Genomic DNA, 21,023 nt, shown 5'->3' with positions numbered 1-21,023 from the left:
GGCTCAGGCGGAAAGCTTGGCCATCACTTCGTCGGAAATCTCGAAGTTGGAATAGACGTTCTGCACGTCGTCATCGTCTTCGAGATTGTCGATGAGCTTCATCAGCGACTGGGCCTTTTCCTCGTCCACCGGAATGGTGTTCTGCGGCTTCCAGACGGCCTTGACGGATTCGGCTTCGCCGAGAACGCCTTCCAGCGCCTTGGAGACTTCGCCGATGTCTTCGAAGGCGCAGTAGATCGTATGACCGTCTTCGCTGGATTCGACGTCGTCGGCGCCGGCTTCGATCGCCGCTTCCATGACGGCATCCTCGTCGCCGACTTCAGGCTTGTAGACGATTTCGCCGACACGGTCGAAGGAGAAGGACACCGAACCGGTTTCGCCAAGCGCGCCACCGGCCTTGGTGAAGGTCGAGCGGACGTTGGAGGCCGTGCGGTTGCGGTTGTCGGTCAATGCCTCGACGATGACGGCGACACCGCCCGGGCCATAGCCTTCGTAGCGGACTTCATCATAGTTCTCGCCATCGGCGCCCGCCGCCTTCTTGATGGCGCGTTCGATGTTGTCCTTGGGCATGGACTGCGCCTTGGCGTTCTGGACGGCCAGACGCAGGCGCGCGTTCATATCAGGATCGGGCATGCCGGACTTGGCCGCAACGGTGATTTCACGCGCGAGCTTGGAGAACAGCTTGGATCGCACGGCGTCCTGACGGCCCTTGCGGTGCATGATGTTTTTGAACTGTGAATGGCCAGCCATGGCACCCCTGCATTGTCACTTTTATTGGAATGCGGGCCTTATATGCGCGCTGGCACCGCCATTCAAGACCCCGGCCGCAATTCCGCAACGCACCATGGACCACCACGGCATCGGAACATTTCAAAGCGGCCTCCGTTTCTCAACCAGAGCAACACGAACAGAAATGGAGCCCGCCATGGTCAGCCTCAGCGCCACACGTGAACATCCGAAGTCGCAGCTTTGGGAGGAAATCAACCGCATTCACGCCGGCATGCTCGGCATTCACGGCTCCCCGCATTCGATGCAGCCGATGGCCCCGCAGGTCGATGAGAAAGGCGAAACCATCTGGTTCTTCGCCAAGCTCGGCACTGACATCGTCAATGACATCCAGCCGAATGCCACTGCGACCTTTTGCGTCGTCGGCAAGGATCATGACTACCACGCCTGCCTGAACGGCCCTGTGGCACTGCGCCGCGACCCGGAAATCATCGAGCGCTACTGGAGCTCCATGGTCGAGGCCTGGTATGAAGGCGGCAAGAATGACCCGGACCTGACCCTGATCGAGTTCCGTCCGCACAGCGCCGAAATCTGGGCATCGACCGGAAACGTCGTGAAGCTCGGCTGGGAAATCGCCAAGGCCAACCTCAACGACGACGAGACGCCCGACGTCGGCCTGCGCCAGCACGTCGACTTCGCCGCCTGACCGGCAGCAACCGCTACATGCCGCGAAGCACGAGGATCATCGGCTTCTTCGGCAGCGTGCGCATCGACACACGGATACTGTTGCTGGTCGACGCCATCTTGTCGAAGTCCGCTCCGAACAGGGTGAGGAAGCGGCTGACCGGCGGGCCAGTGCGATGCATCGCAAGAATGAGTGACGATCTGAGCCGGGTAATCACCCGGCTCATGCTGTCTGCGCCCATGGTCAGCCCTCCGTCGACCGGCACCATGACCACGTCCAGCCGCCCGATCTGGGCATAATGGCTGTCCGTCAGCTCGTAGTGCAGATGGCCGAGATGGCCGATGCATAGTCCCGCCACCTCGAAGATGAAGATGGAGTTACCGTTCGGTTCGGCTCCACCGCCGTAAAAGCCGCGAATATCCGTCGGCACGTTGCGGATATAGGCATCCCCCGCCACCATTTTGATATCGGCCGCCTCCCCCGGCGTGTCCGACCAGCCATGCAGGACATGCGGGATCGCCGGATCGGGCAGCAGCGTGTAGTGGCTCGAATGCGCCTTGTTCATGGTCACCACGTCCGGCACCAGCGGCGAACGCAAGGAACCGCTCCAGTCCGTGGCGATCCGCGTGCCGTCCGGAGTCTCGATGAGAAAGGTCGAGTGGCCGAGAAACGTGATCGTGACGTCCTCGTTGGCGGCGGTTTTCACCAAAGGCAGAGACGACCCGTCGAAACGCGCATACTGCGCGTCGGGCATCATGCCGGCGATCATCTGGCACTGGCTGACCGGCGGACGTTCCTGAGCACGACCCTCACCCGCTAAAGCGATGAGGGCCACAAACATGCCGACGATGAATGACAAATGTCTCAGCATTCCCGGCTACCAGCGATGTTGAGCACTCGTCGCATGATGCGGCAATGCTTGCCATCCGTCCAGCCGGCTCACGCATTCGTGACTATGTGGGGATCAATTCCAGAATGCCGGCAGGGTCTCTTCCAGGCGCGCGCCGAGGCGAAGCGGCGCGATCTTTTCGGCGAGCCCCGTGCGGTCCGAGATTTCGACGCCGACGCCGCAGATGGTGGCGGGACCGGAAGCGGCCTCGAAGCGGCCCTTCGGCATCTTCGAGATGAAGCGGTTGAGCGGCTCTTCCTTTTCCATGCCGAGCGAGGAATCATAGTCGCCGCACATGCCGGCATCCGACATGTAGGCGGTACCGCCATTGAGGATCTGATGGTCGGCGGTCGGGACATGCGTGTGCGTGCCGACGACGAAGGACGCGCGGCCGTCGACGAAATGCCCGAAGCACTGCTTCTCGCTGGTCGCTTCCGCATGGAAGTCGAAGACGACGGCATCGGCCTGCTCGCCGAGCGGACAGGCGGCGAGGATCGTCTCGGCCGAATGGAAGGGATCATCGAGTTCGGGATGCATGAATACCCGGCCCATGATGTTGGCGACGAGCACGCGCGCACCGTTTCGGGCATAGAACAGCCCGGAGCCGCGGCCCGGCGTGCCGGACGGATAGTTGGCCGGACGCAGGAACTGGTCGTGCTGACCGGCGAAGGTCACGGCCTCGCGCTGGTCCCAGACATGGTTACCGGTGGTCACCACATCGGCGCCGGCATTGATCGTCTCGAGAAAGATGTCCTCGGTGATGCCGAAGCCGCCGGCGGCATTCTCGCCGTTGACGATCACGAAATCGAGCTTCAGATCGCTGATCAGGCCGGGAAGCCTGTCCCACACCGCCTTGCGGCCGGTCTTGCCGACCATGTCACCGAGAAAAAGAAGACGCATTCCTATTCCAATCACCCGAAACTACGGAAGCCGCTTTCCGTCAGAACGCCATCAAGGCGGACGTCATGCGGCTCAAAAGGCACCTTTGCCACTTCCTGCACGTCGAAGGCAATGCCGAAAAGCTTCGGTTTCCGGCCTTTTTGCTGCAGTTTCTCGATTGCGCGGTCATAATAGCCGCCACCATAGCCGATCCGGTGACCTTCACGATCGAAGGCTGCAAGCGGCACCAGCATGATATCAGGATCGACAACGGCCGCGTTCTCACCCGGCCCCATCGTGCCGAAGCCGGTTTCGACCAGCGGCACGCCGGGCGCGTATGTGCGGAACTCGATCGTCTCCTTGTCCAGGACCACCGGCAGGCAGAGCCTTGCTCCGCGATCCGCAAGATCCGCCATCAGCGGACGGATGTCGGCTTCCGAGCGGATCGGAAAGAAGCCGGAAACAAGGCTGCCGGTCTCGACCGCTATGGCCATGACGCCATGACGGGTCATGGCGTCCGCCTTGGCCCGCCGTTCATCCAGCGTCAGCGCCGCGCGTGCGGCAAGCCGCTGCTTGCGCAGGACGGATTTCAGTTCGCTGGGCGGAAGATCGGCGGGTCCGTTTGGCATTCAGGCTTCCCATGGACAGAAAACGGCAGCAGGTCAGGCGGCCATGCTGCCGTTCTTCATGGAGTGGAATGACGGCGGAACGCAAGACCCCACCCGCCGCCTGTCTCAAGATCAGGGCAGGATGCTGGTGCTCGACCAGGCCGGGCCGTTGCGGTCCTCGTCCTTCAGGCTCTGGGAGCCGAAGCTGTAGCGCAGGCCGGCGAAGAAGGTGTGGCTGTGATCGTCGCTCAGGTCCGTGAGCGAGGAGGTCGGGTGATAATTGTCGAAACGATAGCCGGCAAAGACCGTCAGGGGCATGCTGTCCATGCGATAGTTGACCGCCGTCTTGATCGTCCCGATGTCCATGTCCGACTGGATGCCGTCGATATGGTGATACATGCCTTCAAGGTCGAGACGCAGATTTTCGGTCAGGAAATAGCGCGCGCCGATGCCGCCGAAATAATGGTCCGCGTCGCCGATGGCGTAGTCCTGCTTGCCATAGCCGGCAAGGCCGTAGAAGGTCGTGTTGTCCAAATAGGCCGCGACTTCCAGACCGCCGGACACTTCCTTCGTGTAATCACCGACGCCGACGATGCCGAGATTGCCGAACATGCCGGTCGCGACACGGTCGTATTTGACGAACCCGCCGATGGCATAGGCATTGGCCGGCCGGTAATAGAGGTGGGCTGCTGCGCTGTAGGGCGTGTAATAATGGTCTTCGATGTGGCTGCGCTGAACGCCGCCGTCGACCTGCAGATTGATCCCGTTGCCGGCATCATAGTTGAGCGCGCCGCGCAGCGACCAGGCCTTCTCGTCGACGTCGAATTTCTTCGAGCGGCCGATCACTCCACTTTTCTCGACATAGCCGCTGATGCCGGAAGAAGCCGATGCGCCGGACTGCAGATCGGCCGCAAGAAGCCCGCCCGGCAGAGGCAAAACGACGGTGGAAGCAAGAAGAACGACCTTGTGAAAACGCATAATACCCTCGCGTGCAGTATGCGAAAATCTGTAACAACTTGTGGTTAATCGTTCCTTACCCCGTCCCTATATTGCACTGCAGGAAAAACTTGCCTTCCATCGTGTTCTTTGTGAGGCTGGTTGCGAACACAGCCGGAGGCACACGCAATGAAAGTCGGGATTGTCGGCGCCGGCATGGTAGGCAGTTCGGCCGCCTATGCGCTCGCCCTTTTGGGCCTCGCCAACGAGGTGGTGCTGGTCGACCTCAATGCGGACCTGGCCCGTGCCCAGGCCGAAGACATTTCACACGCCGTCCCCTTCGTCTCCGCCCGCCGCGTGACGAACGGCGACTATGCGGATCTGAAGGGCGCGAATATCATCATCATAGCGGCCGGCGTCAGCCAGAGACCGGGCGAGACCAGGATCGCGCTCCTCGGACGCAACGCCGAGGTCTTCCGCAGCGTGATCGCGGAAATCTCCCGCGTCGCGGCGAATGCCATCCTTCTGATCGCGTCAAACCCGGTCGACATCATGACCGAGATCTCGACACGCCTTTCCGGTCTTCCGCGTGGCCGGGTCATCGGCTCGGGAACCATTCTCGACACCGCGCGCTTTCGCAGCCTGCTTGCAAGGCATCTCAGCGTTTCGCCCCAATCCGTGCATGCCTATGTGCTGGGTGAGCACGGCGACAGCGAGGTTCTGGCCTGGTCGAGCGCGCGGGTCGGGTCGGTCCCGGTCGAGACGCTGGCCCGGCAGCTCGGACAGCCACTCGACGCGGATGCACGGGCGATGATCGACGGCGGCGTGCGCAACGCCGCCTATACGATCATCAACGGCAAGGGCGCGACCTATTACGGCATCGGCGCCGGACTGGCGCGGATCGTCAGGGCTATTTCGAGGGACGAGCGTGACCTGCTGTCGGTTTCGGTCTCGACGCCGGACATTCTCGGCGTCAGGGACGTTGCACTGTCGATCCCGCGCATCGTCGGCGCCGACGGGATCATCGGCGACGTCATGCCGGATCTCGACGCCACCGAACGTGACGCCCTGCGCGACAGCGCCACGCTGCTGAAGAGCCTGGCGGACGCCGTGCCGCTTTGAAACCGATCAATGGATGAGAGAGAGGTGCGATCCACGGCAACCGATGGAAACGTCGATCCTGGGCGCCTACTGAAGTAGGTGGGCGCCGTGTAACCAAGCCCACGGGCGTGGTCAGGGACAGCTCCCTTAGGATCGGGTATGGCCCCGAGGATTCATTTGTTCCTGTCGCGAAGCGCAGACCGCAAAGCAGATATAGTGGAGTTCGCTGGGTTTCGCCAGTGGCGGCAATGACGATATTGCTCTCCTGAACCCCTTGCCAGACCGTCCCGGAAGGCTCCAGGACCGGGTCTTCGGCGGCACCCCAATATTGGCAGCGGATGTGCAACGAAATCTTAACGATATCGCGATCCACCGCAGCGGGTCTTTACCGTTCATTAGCAAGAAGCGGCAATAGACTTCTCCATTCAATGCGGGGAAGAATATCCGTGAAAAACAGTGCGCCGTCTGCCTTTCTCTCATCAATTCCGCAGCGGCTTTCCAAGCGCTTCGGCATGCTCTCGAAGCTGATCCGAAGCCGTGACGGCAACTTCTCGATTCTCTTCGTCCTGTCCTTCGTGCCGGTCGCGATCGCCGTCGGCACCGGCATCGATTTCTCGCGCGCATTGAACGCGCGCACCGAGATGCAAGCCGATCTCGATGCGGCAATCCTTTCGGCAACGAAGGACATCGGCAAGGACACCGAGGCCAACCTGAAGACAAAGGCCGAGAAGACCATGAAGGCGATGGCGCTTCAGCGCGGCAGCTACACGCTGGATGAGCTGGACATCACCGTCGACGCGACCAGCAAGTCGATCAGCGCAACCGCCAGCACAACGGTGCCGACGACGTTGATGCGCCTTGCCGGCATCGACGAGGTTCCGGTCAAGGTCGCATCGGCGGCGGCCGGCGGCAAGGACACCTATTACGAACTTCACCTCGTGCTCGACAAGTCGGCGTCAATGCTTCTGGCCGCGACGACCTACGACCAGAGCATCATGCAGAAGCTCAGCCTCAACTGTGTCTTTGCCTGCCACGACACCGCCTATGGCGAGAAGTACCAGGGCGTCTATTACAGTTCCTATTACGATTATGCGCGGGCGAAGAAGGTCGTGCTTCGCGCCGATGTCCAGGCCGACGCTGTTGCCACGCTCATGGACACGATCGACGCGTCCGATCCCTCCCACAACCGCATCAAGGTGGCAGTATATACGCTCGGGACCAATTCCACCGCGGCGCAGGTGCTGAAAAGCAATTACAAGGTCGCCGGCGGAATCCGTCAGGTCATCGCACCGACATACAGCACCAAGGATATTCGCACCCAGATGGTCAGCAATACCGAGCTGACCTCGGCCAGCTCCTACATCACCACCGACTTCAGGGCGTTGACGACCCTGAACAACTACATCTCCAAGGCCGGCGACGGAACGTCTGCGTCAAGCCCTCTGAAAATCGTCGTGATGATCACCGATGGTGCGCAATCGTCTGCCGACTGGGTATTCTCCGGCCAGCCCTACATCACGCCGCTGAACAACGCCTGGTGCGATACGATGAAGAAGCAGGGCGCCACCTTCTCGGTGCTCTACACGACCTATCTGCCCTGGACCAACCGATCCGAGTACAACAACACCATCGGCAACACGATGTCGAGTTCCAACTACAAGTCGATGTGGGGTGGCACGATGCCGTCGTCCAAGGTCACCCGCCATGACTATCTGACAACGGCACTGACCGCATGCGCCAGCAGCCCCGACTATTTCATCTCGGCCGCTTCGCCGGATGAAATCAAGGCCGGCCTCACCGAACTCGTAGGCAAGACACTCGGCTCCCTGCGTCTGACCCAGTAGGGGCGCGCTGAGATTACACAGCCTCAGCGCAACAGGGCCAGCACCACGTCCCTGTCATAGGGCTTGCTGATCATCGGGATGCCGGCGAATTCCTCCGGAAAGGCTCCCGTGTCGCCGTATCCGGACGCAAAGGCGAAGGGTATCCCCTGTTTCATCAGCAACCGCGCGATTTCAAAGCTCGTCTCGGTACCCAGATTGACGTCCAGAAGGGCAAAATCGATCGGGGTGGAACGCTGGCTGATTTCCTCGATCGCCAGCCCGACGCTGGAAACGACCACGGTGTCGCGGCTGCCAAGCGTGCGGAATATGTCCTCGGCCTCCATCGCGATGATAAGATTGTCCTCGACGATGAGGACCGACTGGGGCACCGCAACGACGTCGGCGGCAGGTGTCTTGTCGTTCACGCCAGCGTCCTGGGCAATCGGCGCCTCGCCGGCAACGATGTGTTGCGCCGGCAGTGAAAAGGAGGCCGTGACCCCTTCGAGATTGTAGGAAATCTCCGCCTTTCCGCCGAGTTCGAACGGGATGGTGCGCTCGATGATCGCCGAGCCGAAGCCGCGACGCTCCGGAGCCTTGACGGGCGGTCCGCCGATTTCCCGCCAGAAAATCTGCAGGTCGCCCTGCTCGGTCATGGACAGTGCAATCGTCACGCGCCCGCGCTGGTCCGAAAGCGCGCCGTGCTTGGCGGAATTGGTGATCATCTCGTGGATGACCAGCGCCACCGACGAAAAGGCCTGGGGCGACAGAAGGAGTTCGGGACCTTCGATCGAAATGCGTCCGCGCTTGTCGAGAAGATAGCTTTCCGCTTCGATCCGCACCAACTGCGAAAACGGTGCGGGAGACCAGTTCTGCCGCGTGATCTGGTCATGGGCGCGGGCCAGCGCCTGCACGCGACTGTCGAGCTTCTTGACGAAGTCCGCCGTCGTATCCTCGCCGGCGCTGGACTGCGAAATCAGGCCGCGCACCAGGCCGAGAATATTGCGGACCCGATGGTTGAGCTCGGCAATCAGCAATTCCTGCTTCTCGTTCGCCAGCTTGCGCTCGCGCCCCGCCTCGTCGGTGAGCCGGAGGACCACTTCCAGGAGCATGACGCGCAGCTGGGAAGCCGCGCGAATCTCGGCAGCCGTCCACGGCGCACTTTGACCGTGAACGGATGTCTGCCAGGCGGCAAAACTCTTGCGCGGGGAAATCCGTGAGCCGTCCGCGCCAACTTCCGCCGCCTTGTTCGGATCGCCGGCCCAGACGACCTGCTGCACCAGTTCACCGCGGAAGAACAGGATATAATCGTGCGGCGATCTGGAGATCGGCACCGACAGGATGCCGGCGGCCACATCCGCAATCGCGCGCGCCTCCGGCATCAGGGAAGAGAGCTCGTGGGTTGCGAGAACCTCGTTGTCTTTCCGAGTGTTAAGGAAGGACTGCAGCCGGAATACGTCTTCCCGCTCCGGCGCCGCGCCGCCCGTCAGCACGACCCCTTCCTGGATCACCGCGTAACCATCGGCCTTCAGGAGCTGGGCGAATGACTCCGCCGAAAGCTTGAGGAGCTCCGGGGCGGAAACACCCGTGGACATGGTCCTTGAAATCTGCGCCGTCAGCTCTGTCACCCGTGAATCGTTGACCCGCTCTTCCGCCGTCAGCCGGGTCTGGATGATCAGCGACAGCATCTGGCCAAACAGCAGGACGGCGCTTCGCTGGCGCATGGACGGCGTATGCTGCCGCTCATGGTGACAGGCGATCAATCCCCAGAGTTCGCCGTTGACGATCACCGAGATGGACATGGAGGCACCGACCCCCATGTTCTTCAGGTATTCGATATGGATCGGCGAAACGGATCTCAGCCGGCTACCCGACAGATCGATCGGCCCGGCACCCGCGGCAATGGGCGCCGCCAGCACGGGCGAGCCCGCGTCGTTGACATCTGCGATCAACCGGATCGGGTTCTCGACATAGAGGGCTCTTGCCTGCTTCGGAATATCGGTTGCGGGGTAACGCAGATTCAGGAACGTCCCCATGTCATACCGACGTGCTTCGGCCAGGACTTCGCCGCTGCCGTCATCGAGGAACTTGTACAGCATGACACGGTCGAAGCCGGTCATCATCTTGACGAAGCGAACGGCCTGCGAGCAGGCGGCGTGCATGCTCGGCACCTCGGCGAGCTGATCGATCGCGTTCCTGACATTGGCAACGTCGAGGGCAACGCCCTCCAGGGCTCCCGCCCTTTCGAATTCGAGGATCACGCGGCCCTCGCCGATATGCAACGACACGTCGAAACGCTCGTCGACTCCCTCGAGCGCCACGTCGTAGACCACTTCCACGCCCTTCTTCGGACGCAGGAACTGCAGGCGGTTGCGGATGGCGTGAATGGTTTCCGGCGTCAGCAACTGCGTGGCCGGCTTTTCCATGAGCGACGGCGCATCCATGGGCAGGAAGTCCCGCACATTCTCCGAGACATGCGAAATCGTCCAGTCGGGAAGCAGGGCGACCAGAAAGCCGAAGGACTGCACCTTGCCAAGAAGGTGGATGGGTTCGGCGTCACAATTCGCCAGATCGATGTGCTCAGACATGGACACTCTCCTCAAGGCCAGCTTCGGCACGCGCGGCAGACAGGTAGGATCCGAACACGAGGCTGGCGGCAGAAACCGCCTGGCCTATCGCTGTGTCGGATTGATCCCGTGCGGAAAGCCACGTCGTAAACGACTTCCAGAGCCCCCGTCCTTCGCCGTGGCGAAGGAACGATTGTGGCAGGGGAGGTCCACCTGCCTTGTCCTGCTGCGCCCGGATATGGGCCGCGCCCAGACGCGATCCTTCGAGCACGTAACAGACACCAACGACCGACAGGTCGTAATCCAGATAAGGCAGCGCCTCTTCGTTCGGCGCATTCAGCCCCATGTCCTGCAAATCGGATTTCAGCGCCGGCAATCGAGCACGCTCCTCGTGAAGCGGCAGCGTCTGGAACATGTCCTGACGGTCAAGCCAGGACTCCAGCGCCGGCAACAGACGCGCATGCATCATGAGGAAACGGCCATATCCTTCGCGCGTACTCAGATCGGCCCGGGACATCATGCAATCCAGACGCCCGTGGAGACCTGCAGTCTCGGCTCTCAAAGCTTTAATGAGGGGCATCCAGAAGGGTCTCCAGCCTGAAATTATGCAAAAGTTATCGATGGTTAAACTGAAAAGCGGGATTTGGCGAGAGCAATTGCTTCACGCAGCTGGTCGGGGCGCGATGGTTTCAGCACGACCTGGGAGCCCGCATAACGGGAGGCCAATAAATCGGCTCCCGTATTGGCCGTATGAAAGATCAGCGGTACTTCGTTTTCATAGAGGCGATCAGCCAGCGGAAAGACTTCACCATCCTGCAGGTTGACGTCGAGAACGGCGATCTTCGGAGCGCAGTTGCTGAGCGCGGCAATGGCGGAATGAACCGACGGGAACGGCCCGGCGACGCGACAGCCGAGCAAGGACAGGGTGTTTTCCAGCTCCCACGCCACGATGGGCTCGTCCTCGGTGACGATCACGTCGAGCAGGTCACTCTGAGCATTCTGGACCGCAAGCCCCATAAATTACATCCTTGCATCTCAATTGATTAATCTTGGTTAGCGACACAACGGCGGACGCAAGGAATTTGTTCCCACCCAATCGCCGCATGTTTGCGCCAACTCACACCGACGGCGTCCGACGACGGCGGCCGCAGACATGCGTTGGGAGCGGCTTCCAAACCGCGATCAGATTCGTTGAAGGAAGTTCCTGTTCAGTTCACCTTGCCCTGTGGGCGGCTGGTGAGCTTGGATGTCAGGCCATTGATCTGGCTGGTGATCTCGACGATGGCTTCGGCCAGTACCGCCTCGTTGCGGGCGGTTTCCGCAAGCGCCGTCTCGCGAACGTTTTTCAGGCTCAGGCTTTCCGCCTCGAGCTTCTCGAGCCGACGGCTGACCTCGGACAGTTCGTCCATGACCATGATGCCGGCCATGACGGTGAGCCTCAAATCGCCGATCTCGCCGAACTGGTCACGGAGATGCCCGACATAGCGGTCGAACTTCGCGGCAAGACCCGTCAGGTGCTCTTCCTGGCCTTCCTCGCAGGCCATGCGGTAGGCCTTGCCGTCGATGTTCACCGTAACCTGCGCCATGTGTCGTCCCTTGCTTCCTGCTTAGCGGTCCAGCACCGCGCGGATCGTTTCCATGGCGGTCACCAGACGCCGGGAAACCTCCCGATTGACCTCTTCCAGACGGTTGGCACGGAACTGGGATTCGTCGAGTTCCTGGGCGAGCCGCGACCGGTCTTCGTGCACGCGACGAACCTCTCCGTCGACGTCACGCTGGTCGCGCTCCTTCTCGAACCGGGCGTCGAGTGCGCTCTCCAGCCCGTTAAGCGCCTGCTTGAGACCAGCCAGCGCCGCATTTACCGTTGTGTCTACCGACATGCCCTCGTATTCCCTTGCCGCCACCGAATCGGCCGGAAAACAGCCATTCTGAGTGTGTGACAGTATTCTTCCGACTGTTTATCCGTCAACAAAGCTGACAGGCAAGCCCGGTGCGGAACTTGTGGACGAACAGGCGACATCGGCAAATTTCAGCCGGTCTTCTTTCCGGAGCCCGAAAATTATTCCGCCGAAAAAGCGCGCGAGGGCCTGTTTTATTGACTCATCCGCGCCACCTGCTATGTGTCAGCCGCGTTTGTAAGGCCCTGTGCAAGGGCCAGCACTTTCTTGACACCCGGAACAAGCGGACAAGCTATGATCTCTCGCGAAAAACACAACCGGATGGCCAATGCGATCCGTTTCCTCAGCATGGATGCCGTCGAAAAGGCCAACTCCGGTCACCCCGGACTGCCGATGGGCATGGCCGATGTCGCAACGGTTCTGTTCACGCAGTTCCTGACCTTTGATCCGAAGACCCCGCTCTGGCCGAACCGCGACCGCTTCGTGCTGTCCGCCGGCCATGGCTCGATGCTGCTCTACTCGCTCCTCTATCTGACCGGGTATGAGGACATGACCATCGAGGACATCAAGAATTTCCGCCAGCTCGGCGCCAAGACCGCCGGCCACCCCGAATATGGCCATGCCTCGGGCATCGAGACGACCACCGGTCCGCTCGGCCAGGGCATCGGCAACTCGGTCGGCATGGCGATTGCCGAGCGTAAGCTGCGCGACGAATTCGGCTCCGACCTGATGGAGCACTTCACCTATGTGATCGCCGGCGACGGCTGCCTCATGGAAGGCATCAGCCAGGAAGCCATCTCGCTTGCCGGCCACCTGAAGCTCAACAAGCTCATCGTCTTCTGGGACGACAACGGCATCTCGATCGACGGCGCGGTCAGCCTGGCCGACTCGACCGATCAGCACGCCCGCTTCCGCGCCTCCGGCTGGAACACGCTGGCCGTCGACGGTCACGATCCGGAAGCCATTGCCGAGGCAATCGTCAAGGCACAGCAGTCCGACAAGCCGACCATGATCGCCTGCAAGACCATCATCGGCTTCGGCGCGCCGAACAAGGCCGGCACCCACAAGGTTCACGGCTCGCCGCTCGGCGCCGACGAAATCGCCGCAACCCGCAAGGCCCTGAACTGGGAAGAAGAAGCCTTCGTCGTTCCCGCCGACGTGCTGGACGCATGGCGTCTTGCCGGCCTGCGCTCGACCAAGGTGCGCATGGAATGGGAAGCCCGTCTGGAAGGCGAAGCCGCCGAAAAGAAGGCGGAATTCACCCGCCGCTTCGGCGGCGACCTGCCGGGCGGCTTTGACAGCGCCATCATCGACTACAAGAAGAAGCTGGCCGAAACCAAGCCGACGCTTGCCACCCGCAAGTCTTCGGAAGATGCGCTCGAAGTCATCAACGGTGTCGTTGCCGAAACGATCGGCGGCTCTGCCGACCTGACCGGTTCGAACAACACCAAGACCAGCCAGACGGCTTCGATCAAGCCGGACGACTTCTCCGGCCGATACCTGCATTACGGCATCCGCGAGCATGGCATGGCGGCCGCGATGAACGGCATGGCGCTGCATGGCGGCCTGATCCCCTATTCCGGCGGCTTCCTGATCTTCTCCGACTATTGCCGTCCGTCGATCCGCCTGGCTGCCCTCATGGGCATCCGCGCAATCCACGTGCTGACGCATGATTCCATCGGCCTTGGCGAAGACGGTCCGACCCACCAGCCGGTCGAGCACATGGCCGCCCTGCGCGCCATCCCGAACCTTCTGATGTTTCGCCCGGCCGATGCCATGGAAACTGCCGAATGCTGGCAGCTGGCGCTGCAGCACCACGACCGCCCGTCGGGCCTCGCGCTGACCCGCCAGAACCTTCCGGCAGTGCGCACCAAGTTCTGCGAAAAGAACCTCTGCGCCAACGGTGCCTACGATCTGGTTCCGGCAGAAGGCGCCCAGGTGACGATCTTCGCCACCGGCTCCGAAGTCGAGATCGCTCTGAAGGGCCGCGAAGCACTGGAAGCCAAGGGCATTTCCACCCGAGTCGTCTCCGTCCCCTGTGTCGAGCTCTTCCTCGAGCAGTCGGAAGACTACCAGAAGTCGATCATCGGCAACTCGCCGGTCAAGGTCGCCGTCGAAGCCGGCATCCGCCAGGGCTGGGACCACTTCATCGGTTCCGACGGCATCTTCGTCGGCATGCATTCCTTCGGCGCCTCCGGCCCCTACAAGGAACTCTACAAGCACTTCGGCATCACGCCGGAAGCGATCGTATCGGCTGTCGAGGAAAAGCTCGCCTGATACCAGGACGTCATACCCTCCGGCCTCGCGTCGGAGGGTTTCTCCCCGCGACACAAGCGCGGTGGAATCCCACCCGAAATACTCTATAACGAGCACTGAAATCCGCGTCGCAAGACCAACGGGACCAACCTGACATTTCCAAGGAATGGGAGTTCGAGCAATGACTGTAAAAGTTGCCATCAATGGTTTCGGCCGCATCGGCCGCAACGTCCTCCGGGCGATCTATGAGTCCGGCCGCAAGGACATCGACGTCGTGGCCGTCAACGATCTGGGCCCGGTTGAAACGAACGCCCACCTGATGCGCTATGACTCGGTTCACGGCCGCTTCCCGCATGAAGTCACCGTCGATGGCGACGTGATCTCCGTCGGCTCCGAAAGCTTCAAGGTCTTTGCAGAGCGCGATCCGTCCAAGCTGCCCTGGGGCGACCTCGGCATCGACATCGTGATGGAATGCACCGGCATCTTCACCTCGAAGGAAAAGGCCTCTGCGCACCTCGCAGCCGGCGCCAAGCGCGTTCTCGTTTCGGCTCCGTCCGACGGCGCCGACAAGACGATCGTCTACGGCGTCAACCACTCGGCCCTGACCAAGGATGACCTCGTCGTCTCCAACGCCTCGTGCACGACCAACTGCCTGGCGCCGCTCGTCGACGTTCTGCATTCGGAATTCGGCATCGTCCGCGGCATGATGACGACGATCCACTCCTACACCGGCGACCAGCCGACGCTCGACACGATGCACAAGGATCTCTACCGCGCCCGTGCGGCCGCGATGAGCCAGATCCCGACCTCGACCGGCGCTGCCAAGGCGATCGGCCTCGTCATACCGTCGCTGAAGGGCAAGCTCGACGGCATCTCCGTCCGCGTCCCGACACCGAACGTCTCGCTCGTCGACTTCAAGTTCATTCCGTCGAAGGAAGTGACCGCCGAGCAGATCAACAATGCGCTGATCGCAGCCGCCGACGGGCGCCTGAAGGGCATCCTGGCCTACACGCGTCATCCGAACGTCTCGATCGACTTCAACCACGACCCGCATTCGTCGACGGTTGCTCTCGACCAGACGAAGGTCATGGACGGCTCGATGGTGTCGGTCCTGTCCTGGTACGACAACGAGTGGGGCTTCTCCAACCGCATGTCGGATACCGCCGTCGCGATGGCCAAGCTCATCTGATTGCCGTTGCCGCAGAGACATTGAGAAAGCGCGCCCCAGTGGCGCGCTTTTTTGTTGCACTGCAAAAAATGCATCTTGGTGGAGGTCCCAGGATCGGTCATTGTGACACGAGACACCGACCATAAAAGGCCCGCCATGCCCCAGACGACCGACACCGCCTCCCCTTCGCTCACCGGCTTCGACTTCGCCGCTCTGTCGGCCCGCGAACGCTACAAGCTGATGATCGGCACGATCATTCCCCGGCCGATCGCGCTGGTCACCAGCGTCGACGAGGACGGACGCGTCAACGCCGCCCCCTTCTCCTTCTTCAACTGCCTGTCCGCCGATCCGCCGATCATCGCCCTCGGCGTCGAGCTGAAGCCGGACATGTCCTTCAAGGACACCAGCCACAACATCCGCATGACCGAGGTGTTCACCGTCAACATCGTCTCGCACGCGATCGCCGAGGCCATGCATGTCTGCGCGGCGAAATATCCGCGCGGCGTCGATGAACTGAAGGAGGCGGGTCTGACCGCCGTGCCGGGGGTCAAGGTCGCGTCTCCCTATATCCGCGAGGCACCGGCAGCGCTCGAGTGCCGCCGCCACATGACGCTGGAACTCGGCAAGTCGCGGCAGATCATTCTCGGCGAAATCGTCTACGCGCATTATCAGGACGGCATCGTCGACGAACGGCTGCATGTCGACCCCGCCGGGATCGACGCGATCGCCCGTCTCGGGGGTGACACCTGCGCAACCATCCGCGACCGCTTCGAGATGCTGACGCCGGTCATCTGAAACCATCTGTGGCCAGCGAAAAAATTCAGAATTTTCAGCCGGCTACCTCAAAATCTCCGCATTGCGCGCCTATGTTGCAGAAGCAGGGTTGCGAGATCGACAGGGGGCATATTTGGAGTCATTTTACATAGCCGTTTTCATCAGCATGGTGCTCGTGCTGTTTGCCATTTTTTCAAGCCTTATTGCCTTCCGATTTGGTGCTCCCCTTCTTCTGCTTTTTCTTCTGATCGGAATCGTCACCGGCGTTGACGGTTTCGGTATCGAGTTCAGCAATTACAACCTGGCCTATTTCATCGGGTCCATCGCGCTGGCGGTCATACTCTTCGATTCCGGGTTTGGGACGTCGCTGCATTCTTTCCGGCAGGCGGCCGCGCCGGCCCTTGTCCTGTCGATCGTCGGCGTGCTCATCACATCGGCGATATTCGGACTGGCGGCGATGGTGCTGCTCGGCTTTTCCTTTCCCGAAGGCCTGCTTCTCGGAGCGATCGTCGGTTCGACGGACGCCGCCGCCGTCTTCTTCCTGCTGCGCATCGGCGGCATTCACATTCGCGACAATGTCCGCTCGACGCTGGAAGTGGAATCCGGCACCAACGACCCCTTCGCCATTTTTCTCACCCTGACGCTCGTCAACATCCTCGCCGCCGGGCAGTCTTATCAGGATCTGGACCTGACCCTGCTAACCGGTTTCCTGCGGCAGATGGGATTCGGGCTCGCCTTCGGCTTCGTCGGAGGCGTGGCGATCGTCGCCCTGATCAAACGCTTCCAGCACGACCAGGGGCTGCTGCCGATCCTGGTTCTGGCCATGGCGCTCCTGGTCTTTTCGATCACCGGCGCACTCGACGGCAGCGGCTTCCTCGCCGTTTATGTCGCCGGCCTTTACGCCGGTAACGCCAAGATCCAGTCGGCGCTCTCCATACGCCGTTTCCAGGCCGGGATGACCTGGCTGGCGCAGATCATCATGTTCCTCGTGCTGGGCCTGCTCGCTACCCCGTCACAGTTCACCGAAATCCTTCTGCCGGCGCTGGCGCTCGGCCTGTTCCTGATCTTCGTCGCCCGACCGGTCGCCGTCTGGCTCTGCATCCGGCCGTTCCGCTACACCCGTCGCGAGACGGGATTCGTCGCCTGGGTGGGCCTGCGCGGCGCCGTCTCCATCCTGCTCGCCATCCTGCCGGTGACCGGTGGGCTGGAAAACGGCGAAGTCTATTTCAACGCCGCCTTCGTCATCGTGCTCGTTTCGTTGATCGTGCAGGGCTGGACCATCAAGCCGACCGCCAAGCGGCTGGGCCTCATCGTGCCGCCGCGCACCGGTGCGGTCGAAAAGCTGGAGGTCGATCTCCCGGGCGCCGTCAATCACGAGCTGATCGCCTATCGCGTCGCCCGCGAGAGCCCGGTGCTCAAAGGCGAGCGCATTCCACGCTGGGCGCGTCCGTCGCTCGTCCTGCGCAACGGCCGCTCTATGCGCTACCAGTATGCCGGACGCCTGCAGGAAAACGATCTCCTCTACCTTTTCGTCGATCCCGGTTTTTCCCGCCTGCTCGACCGTCTCTTCGCCGGTGCCGTTGCCGTCGCCAGCGATGACAACGAATTCTTCGGTTCATTTGCCGTCTCACCGTCACGACCGGCTCGCGAGCTGGACGCGGCCTACGGTCCCGGCCTGCTCACCGAAGCTGAAAGCGAGATGACGATTGCCGAGCTCATCAACAAGCGTGTGGGGGGCCAGGCGGACTATGCCGACCGCATTCGGCTTGGCCAGATCATCCTGATCGTCCGCGAGATCGACGACAATGGCCGCATCGCCAGCGTCGGGGTCTCGCTCGAGCCCGTCGACCCGTCCAACAAGCTGCCGCCGCTGGCCGGCGTGCAGGTCGGCTGGGAGCGTCTGCAGGCATTGATGGAGAAGTTCCGACGCGCATAAATCGGGAGCCGCCGCTTGCGTCTGCGGCCCGGCGTAGTATGGTCCGGGCCGACAGTTGGGAGCGGCTGCGGCCGCTCTTCAAAGCCTACCAGACGGACAAAAGTGGAGCACCCATGCCGACCTTCAAAACCCTCGACGATCTTCCGGATGTCACCGGCAAGCGCATTCTTCTGCGCGTCGATCTCAACGTGCCCGTCACCGACGGCAAGGTGTCCGACACGACCCGCATCGAACGCGTCCGCCCGACCATTCTGGAACTTTCCGACAAATGCGCCAAGGTCATCCTGCTCGCTCATTTCGGCCGCCCGAAGGGCAAGCCGGTTGACGACATGTCCCTGTCGCTAATCATCCCGGCCATCGAAGAGGTTCTGGATCGCCACGTCGCCTTCGCTTCCGATTGCATCGGCGAAGCAGCGGCGGAAGCCGTCGAGAAGATGAACAACGGCGATATCCTGCTGATGGAAAACACCCGTTTCCATGCCGGCGAAGAAAAGAACGACAAGGACTTCACCGCCGCGCTGGCTGCAAACGGCGACATCTTCGTCAACGACGCCTTCTCCGCCGCCCACCGCGCCCACGCGTCGACCGAAGGCCTTGCCCACCATCTGCCCTCCTATGCCGGCCGCACGATGCAGGCCGAACTGGAAGCACTGGAGAAGGGTCTCGGCAATCCGACCCGTCCGGTGGTCGCCATCGTCGGCGGCGCCAAGGTCTCGACCAAGATCGACCTCCTGCAGAACCTCGTGAAGAAGGTCGATGCGCTGGTGATCGGCGGCGGCATGGCCAATACCTTCGTTGCTGCCAAGGGCATCAATGTCGGCAAGTCGCTTTGCGAGCATGACCTCGCCGACACCGCCCGGGCCATCATGGCCGAGGCGGAAAAGTCCGGCTGCGAGATCGTTCTTCCGGTCGACGGTGTGGTTGCCCGCGAGTTCAAGGCCGGCGCCGACAACGAGATCGTCGCCATCGACGCGATCCCCGCCGATGCGATGATGCTCGACGTTGGCCCGAAGTCGGTCGATGCCGTCAATGCCTGGATCTCCAAGGCCCATACGCTGGTCTGGAACGGCCCGCTCGGCGCATTCGAGATCGAGCCCTTCGATGCGGCGACGGTTGCCGCCGCAAAGCATGCGGCAAACTGCACGACCGGCGGCGAGCTGGTCTCGGTTGCCGGTGGCGGCGACACAGTCTCGGCCCTCAACCATGCCGGCGTTGCAGACGATTTCACCTATGTATCGACCGCCGGCGGCGCCTTCCTGGAATGGATGGAAGGCAAGGTCCTGCCGGGCGTCGAGATCCTGACCAAGCAGTAAGCATTTCGATTATTGCGTGCACGAAGGAGCGGGATTTCCCGCTCCTTTTTGTTAAATTGATGTGAATTACTCAAATATTTCAAACGATTAAAATAATTTCAATCGTTTCAATAAAATCCACCTGCATTTTAATTGCCATAAACTTCTGCTAACGGAGGCTGAGATTTGCCCAGGGAGTAGTTGCATGAGCGAGCGCCTCGAAGACATTGCTGTGAAAATGGTGACCGGAGGCAAAGGCCTGCTGGCAGCCGACGAATCCACCTCCACCATCAAGAAGCGGTTTGACACGATCGGTCTGGAATCGACCGCCGACAGCCGCCGCGACTATCGCGAGATGCTGTTTCGCGCCGACGAGGCGATGAACGACTACATCTCCGGCGTCATCCTCTATGAGGAAACCCTCTTCCAGAAGGCCGCCGACGGCACGCCGCTCGTCGAGCTGATCAAGGCCGCCGGCTCCATTCCGGGCATCAAGGTCGACACCGGCGCCAAGCCGATGGCGCTTGCCCCCGGCGAAACCATCACCGAGGGCCTCGACGGCCTCGCCGACCGGCTCGCGCGTTACCATGAGGCCGGCGCCCGTTTCGCCAAGTGGCGCGGCGTGATCGCCATTTCCGACACACTGCCGACCTACGGCTCGCTGAAGGCCAACGCCCATGCACTGGCCCGCTACGCAGCCCTCTGCCAGGAAGCCGGCATCGTGCCGATCGTCGAGCCGGAGTGCCTGATGGACGGCAAGCCGGGCAACCACGACATCGCCCGCTGCGTGGAAGTCACCGAATTCGTGCTGCGCACCGTCTTCAACGAATTGGCCGAGATGAAGGTCGATCTCGAGGGCATGGTGCTAAAGCCGAACATGGTCATCGACGGCAAGAACGCCCGCAAGGCGTCTGTCGCCGAAGTCGCGGAACGCACCGTGCGCGTCTTGAAAGCGACCGTTCCCGCCGCGGTGCCGGGCATTGCCTTCCTGTCCGGCGGCCAGTCGACCGAAGAGGCGACGGCCCATCTCTCGGCCATGAATGCAACCTATGACATGCCTTGGGCCTTGACCTTCTCGTATGGACGTGCTCTGCAAGAGGACGCTTTGAAGGCGTGGGGCGGCAAGTGCGAGAACGTCGCTGCCGGCCAGCGGGCGTTTACGCACCGCGCACGCATGAACAGCCTGGCTGCCAAGGGCAGCTGGAAAAAGGATCTTGAAAAGGCAGCATAAAAAACGCGCCGTTCAAGGGAGGTTGGAGCCGCTGCGCCTTTGGCTGCAGCGGCTTCTTTCATTTCGGCGCTGTCGTCTCGATGGTGCCTGCCTATCAGCCGCCGGGCCGGATGAGCGCCGTCAGCATGGTCAGTACGAAAGCGCCGACCGCGATCTTCCAGAAATCGCCCCGCCGCGTCAGCCCCGGCAGGCCGATCGGCTTGATGATCTGCACGGCCATGGCGAGCACAAGCAGCAATGCAATGAGTTTTGCCATG

Annotated in this window: 20 protein-coding genes and 1 other RNA gene; 9 read left to right on the top strand and 12 right to left on the bottom strand. The window is 61.7% G+C overall.

The features are described 5' to 3' along the window. Positions 1-3 precede the first annotated feature (3 nt). Positions 4-750: a YebC/PmpR family DNA-binding transcriptional regulator gene (locus NN662_RS02940; protein ID WP_261928819.1), complete on the bottom strand. Its 747-nt coding sequence runs from the start codon at positions 748-750 to the stop codon at positions 4-6. 175 nt (positions 751-925) lie between these two features. Between NN662_RS02940 and NN662_RS02935 the strand changes: the two genes are divergently transcribed. Then, positions 926-1,432 (top strand): pyridoxamine 5'-phosphate oxidase family protein, encoded by a 507-nt coding sequence (locus NN662_RS02935; RefSeq protein ID WP_261928818.1) that lies wholly within the window; start codon positions 926-928, stop codon positions 1,430-1,432. A gap of 13 nt (positions 1,433-1,445) precedes the next feature. Here NN662_RS02935 and NN662_RS02930 read toward each other — a convergent pair whose 3' ends face one another. From NN662_RS02930 to NN662_RS02915, 4 genes are all read right to left on the bottom strand, one after another. Then, a complete protein-coding gene (locus NN662_RS02930) occupies positions 1,446-2,282 on the bottom strand; it encodes an MBL fold metallo-hydrolase (protein WP_410010900.1) in 837 nt (278 codons plus the stop codon). A gap of 93 nt (positions 2,283-2,375) precedes the next feature. Beyond that, positions 2,376-3,200 carry a YmdB family metallophosphoesterase gene (locus NN662_RS02925; protein WP_261928817.1) on the bottom strand — a complete coding sequence of 275 codons (825 nt, stop codon included), beginning with the start codon at positions 3,198-3,200 and terminating at the stop codon, positions 2,376-2,378. Positions 3,201-3,211: 11 nt separating this feature from the next. Continuing rightward, on the bottom strand, positions 3,212-3,808 hold the full coding sequence (locus tag NN662_RS02920; RefSeq protein ID WP_261928816.1) for a 5-formyltetrahydrofolate cyclo-ligase: 597 nt from the start codon (positions 3,806-3,808) through the stop codon (positions 3,212-3,214). A gap of 111 nt (positions 3,809-3,919) precedes the next feature. Then, positions 3,920-4,765: a porin family protein gene (locus NN662_RS02915; RefSeq protein WP_261928815.1), complete on the bottom strand. Its 846-nt coding sequence runs from the start codon at positions 4,763-4,765 to the stop codon at positions 3,920-3,922. A 147-nt stretch (positions 4,766-4,912) separates the two neighbouring features. Here NN662_RS02915 and NN662_RS02910 point away from each other — a divergent pair, with 147 nt between their 5' ends. Next, the gene (locus NN662_RS02910; protein WP_261928814.1) at positions 4,913-5,845 is read left to right on the top strand and encodes an L-lactate dehydrogenase; all 933 of its coding nucleotides are present in this window, start codon (positions 4,913-4,915) and stop codon (positions 5,843-5,845) included. Between the two features lie 24 nt (positions 5,846-5,869). On the opposite strand, the gene ssrS is transcribed toward NN662_RS02910, so the two are convergent. Further along, positions 5,870-6,029: non-coding RNA, 6S RNA (gene ssrS, locus NN662_RS02905), on the bottom strand. Positions 6,030-6,270: 241 nt separating this feature from the next. Here ssrS and NN662_RS02900 point away from each other — a divergent pair. Then, positions 6,271-7,668 (top strand): TadE/TadG family type IV pilus assembly protein, encoded by a 1,398-nt coding sequence (locus NN662_RS02900; protein ID WP_261928813.1) that lies wholly within the window; start codon positions 6,271-6,273, stop codon positions 7,666-7,668. 23 nt (positions 7,669-7,691) lie between these two features. Here the strand turns inward: NN662_RS02900 and NN662_RS02895 are convergent, their stop codons facing one another. The 5 genes from NN662_RS02895 to NN662_RS02875 form a co-directional block, all read right to left on the bottom strand. Beyond that, positions 7,692-10,232, bottom strand: a complete 2,541-nt coding sequence (locus NN662_RS02895; protein ID WP_261928812.1) for an HWE histidine kinase domain-containing protein — start codon at positions 10,230-10,232, stop codon at positions 7,692-7,694. Further along, positions 10,225-10,791, bottom strand: a complete 567-nt coding sequence (locus NN662_RS02890) for a biliverdin-producing heme oxygenase (protein ID WP_261928811.1) — start codon at positions 10,789-10,791, stop codon at positions 10,225-10,227. The genes NN662_RS02895 and NN662_RS02890 overlap by 8 nt, the downstream gene beginning before the upstream one ends. A gap of 44 nt (positions 10,792-10,835) precedes the next feature. After that, the gene (locus NN662_RS02885; RefSeq protein ID WP_261928810.1) at positions 10,836-11,228 is read right to left on the bottom strand and encodes a response regulator; all 393 of its coding nucleotides are present in this window, start codon (positions 11,226-11,228) and stop codon (positions 10,836-10,838) included. Positions 11,229-11,419: 191 nt separating this feature from the next. Continuing rightward, positions 11,420-11,797: a cell division protein ZapA gene (locus NN662_RS02880; RefSeq protein ID WP_261928809.1), complete on the bottom strand. Its 378-nt coding sequence runs from the start codon at positions 11,795-11,797 to the stop codon at positions 11,420-11,422. 21 nt (positions 11,798-11,818) lie between these two features. Further along, positions 11,819-12,091 (bottom strand): DUF4164 domain-containing protein, encoded by a 273-nt coding sequence (locus tag NN662_RS02875; protein WP_261928808.1) that lies wholly within the window; start codon positions 12,089-12,091, stop codon positions 11,819-11,821. 312 nt (positions 12,092-12,403) lie between these two features. Here NN662_RS02875 and tkt point away from each other — a divergent pair, with 312 nt between their 5' ends. From tkt to NN662_RS02845, 6 genes are all read left to right on the top strand, one after another. Then, entirely contained in the window at positions 12,404-14,386 is a 1,983-nt protein-coding gene (gene tkt, locus NN662_RS02870; RefSeq protein WP_261928807.1) for a transketolase, read from the top strand. A 160-nt stretch (positions 14,387-14,546) separates the two neighbouring features. Beyond that, complete coding sequence (gene gap / locus NN662_RS02865; RefSeq protein ID WP_261928806.1) at positions 14,547-15,554, top strand: type I glyceraldehyde-3-phosphate dehydrogenase; 1,008 nt, start codon at positions 14,547-14,549, stop codon at positions 15,552-15,554. Between the two features lie 135 nt (positions 15,555-15,689). Then, a complete protein-coding gene (locus tag NN662_RS02860; RefSeq protein WP_410010899.1) occupies positions 15,690-16,328 on the top strand; it encodes a flavin reductase family protein in 639 nt (212 codons plus the stop codon). Positions 16,329-16,440: 112 nt separating this feature from the next. Continuing rightward, entirely contained in the window at positions 16,441-18,243 is a 1,803-nt protein-coding gene (locus NN662_RS02855; protein ID WP_261928805.1) for a potassium/proton antiporter, read from the top strand. Between the two features lie 113 nt (positions 18,244-18,356). Beyond that, positions 18,357-19,556 (top strand): phosphoglycerate kinase, encoded by a 1,200-nt coding sequence (locus tag NN662_RS02850; protein ID WP_261928804.1) that lies wholly within the window; start codon positions 18,357-18,359, stop codon positions 19,554-19,556. 184 nt (positions 19,557-19,740) lie between these two features. After that, on the top strand, positions 19,741-20,766 hold the full coding sequence (locus NN662_RS02845) for a class I fructose-bisphosphate aldolase (RefSeq protein WP_261928803.1): 1,026 nt from the start codon (positions 19,741-19,743) through the stop codon (positions 20,764-20,766). Positions 20,767-20,860: 94 nt separating this feature from the next. Here the strand turns inward: NN662_RS02845 and NN662_RS02840 are convergent, their stop codons facing one another. Beyond that, positions 20,861-21,022, bottom strand: a complete 162-nt coding sequence (locus tag NN662_RS02840; RefSeq protein ID WP_261928802.1) for a hypothetical protein — start codon at positions 21,020-21,022, stop codon at positions 20,861-20,863. Between the last annotated feature and the right edge of the window lies 1 nt (position 21,023).

It is taken from the genome of Rhizobium sp. NRK18 (genome assembly GCF_024385575.1).
Taxonomy (GTDB): Bacteria; Pseudomonadota; Alphaproteobacteria; order Rhizobiales; family Rhizobiaceae; genus JANFMV01.
This window is presented reverse-complemented; position numbering and strand designations above follow the sequence as displayed.

Bases quoted from the DNA above. Each gene is read 5' to 3' on its own strand.
- gap (WP_261928806.1), top strand. From the start codon at position 14,547: ATGACTGTAAAAGTTGCCATCAATGGTTTCGGCCGCATCGGCCGCAAC.
- NN662_RS02920 (WP_261928816.1), bottom strand. From the start codon at position 3,808: ATGCCAAACGGACCCGCCGATCTTCCGCCCAGCGAACTGAAATCCGTC.
- NN662_RS02895 (WP_261928812.1), bottom strand. From the start codon at position 10,232: ATGTCTGAGCACATCGATCTGGCGAATTGTGACGCCGAACCCATCCAC.
- NN662_RS02910 (WP_261928814.1), top strand. From the start codon at position 4,913: ATGAAAGTCGGGATTGTCGGCGCCGGCATGGTAGGCAGTTCGGCCGCC.
- NN662_RS02845 (WP_261928803.1), top strand. From the start codon at position 19,741: ATGAGCGAGCGCCTCGAAGACATTGCTGTGAAAATGGTGACCGGAGGC.
- NN662_RS02840 (WP_261928802.1), bottom strand. From the start codon at position 21,022: ATGGCAAAACTCATTGCATTGCTGCTTGTGCTCGCCATGGCCGTGCAG.
- NN662_RS02880 (WP_261928809.1), bottom strand. From the start codon at position 11,797: ATGGCGCAGGTTACGGTGAACATCGACGGCAAGGCCTACCGCATGGCC.
- NN662_RS02890 (WP_261928811.1), bottom strand. From the start codon at position 10,791: ATGCCCCTCATTAAAGCTTTGAGAGCCGAGACTGCAGGTCTCCACGGG.
- NN662_RS02860 (WP_410010899.1), top strand. From the start codon at position 15,690: ATGCCCCAGACGACCGACACCGCCTCCCCTTCGCTCACCGGCTTCGAC.
- NN662_RS02940 (WP_261928819.1), bottom strand. From the start codon at position 750: ATGGCTGGCCATTCACAGTTCAAAAACATCATGCACCGCAAGGGCCGT.
- NN662_RS02850 (WP_261928804.1), top strand. From the start codon at position 18,357: ATGCCGACCTTCAAAACCCTCGACGATCTTCCGGATGTCACCGGCAAG.
- NN662_RS02875 (WP_261928808.1), bottom strand. From the start codon at position 12,091: ATGTCGGTAGACACAACGGTAAATGCGGCGCTGGCTGGTCTCAAGCAG.
- NN662_RS02915 (WP_261928815.1), bottom strand. From the start codon at position 4,765: ATGCGTTTTCACAAGGTCGTTCTTCTTGCTTCCACCGTCGTTTTGCCT.
- tkt (WP_261928807.1), top strand. From the start codon at position 12,404: ATGATCTCTCGCGAAAAACACAACCGGATGGCCAATGCGATCCGTTTC.
- NN662_RS02925 (WP_261928817.1), bottom strand. From the start codon at position 3,200: ATGCGTCTTCTTTTTCTCGGTGACATGGTCGGCAAGACCGGCCGCAAG.
- NN662_RS02930 (WP_410010900.1), bottom strand. From the start codon at position 2,282: ATGCTGAGACATTTGTCATTCATCGTCGGCATGTTTGTGGCCCTCATC.
- NN662_RS02885 (WP_261928810.1), bottom strand. From the start codon at position 11,228: ATGGGGCTTGCGGTCCAGAATGCTCAGAGTGACCTGCTCGACGTGATC.
- NN662_RS02935 (WP_261928818.1), top strand. From the start codon at position 926: ATGGTCAGCCTCAGCGCCACACGTGAACATCCGAAGTCGCAGCTTTGG.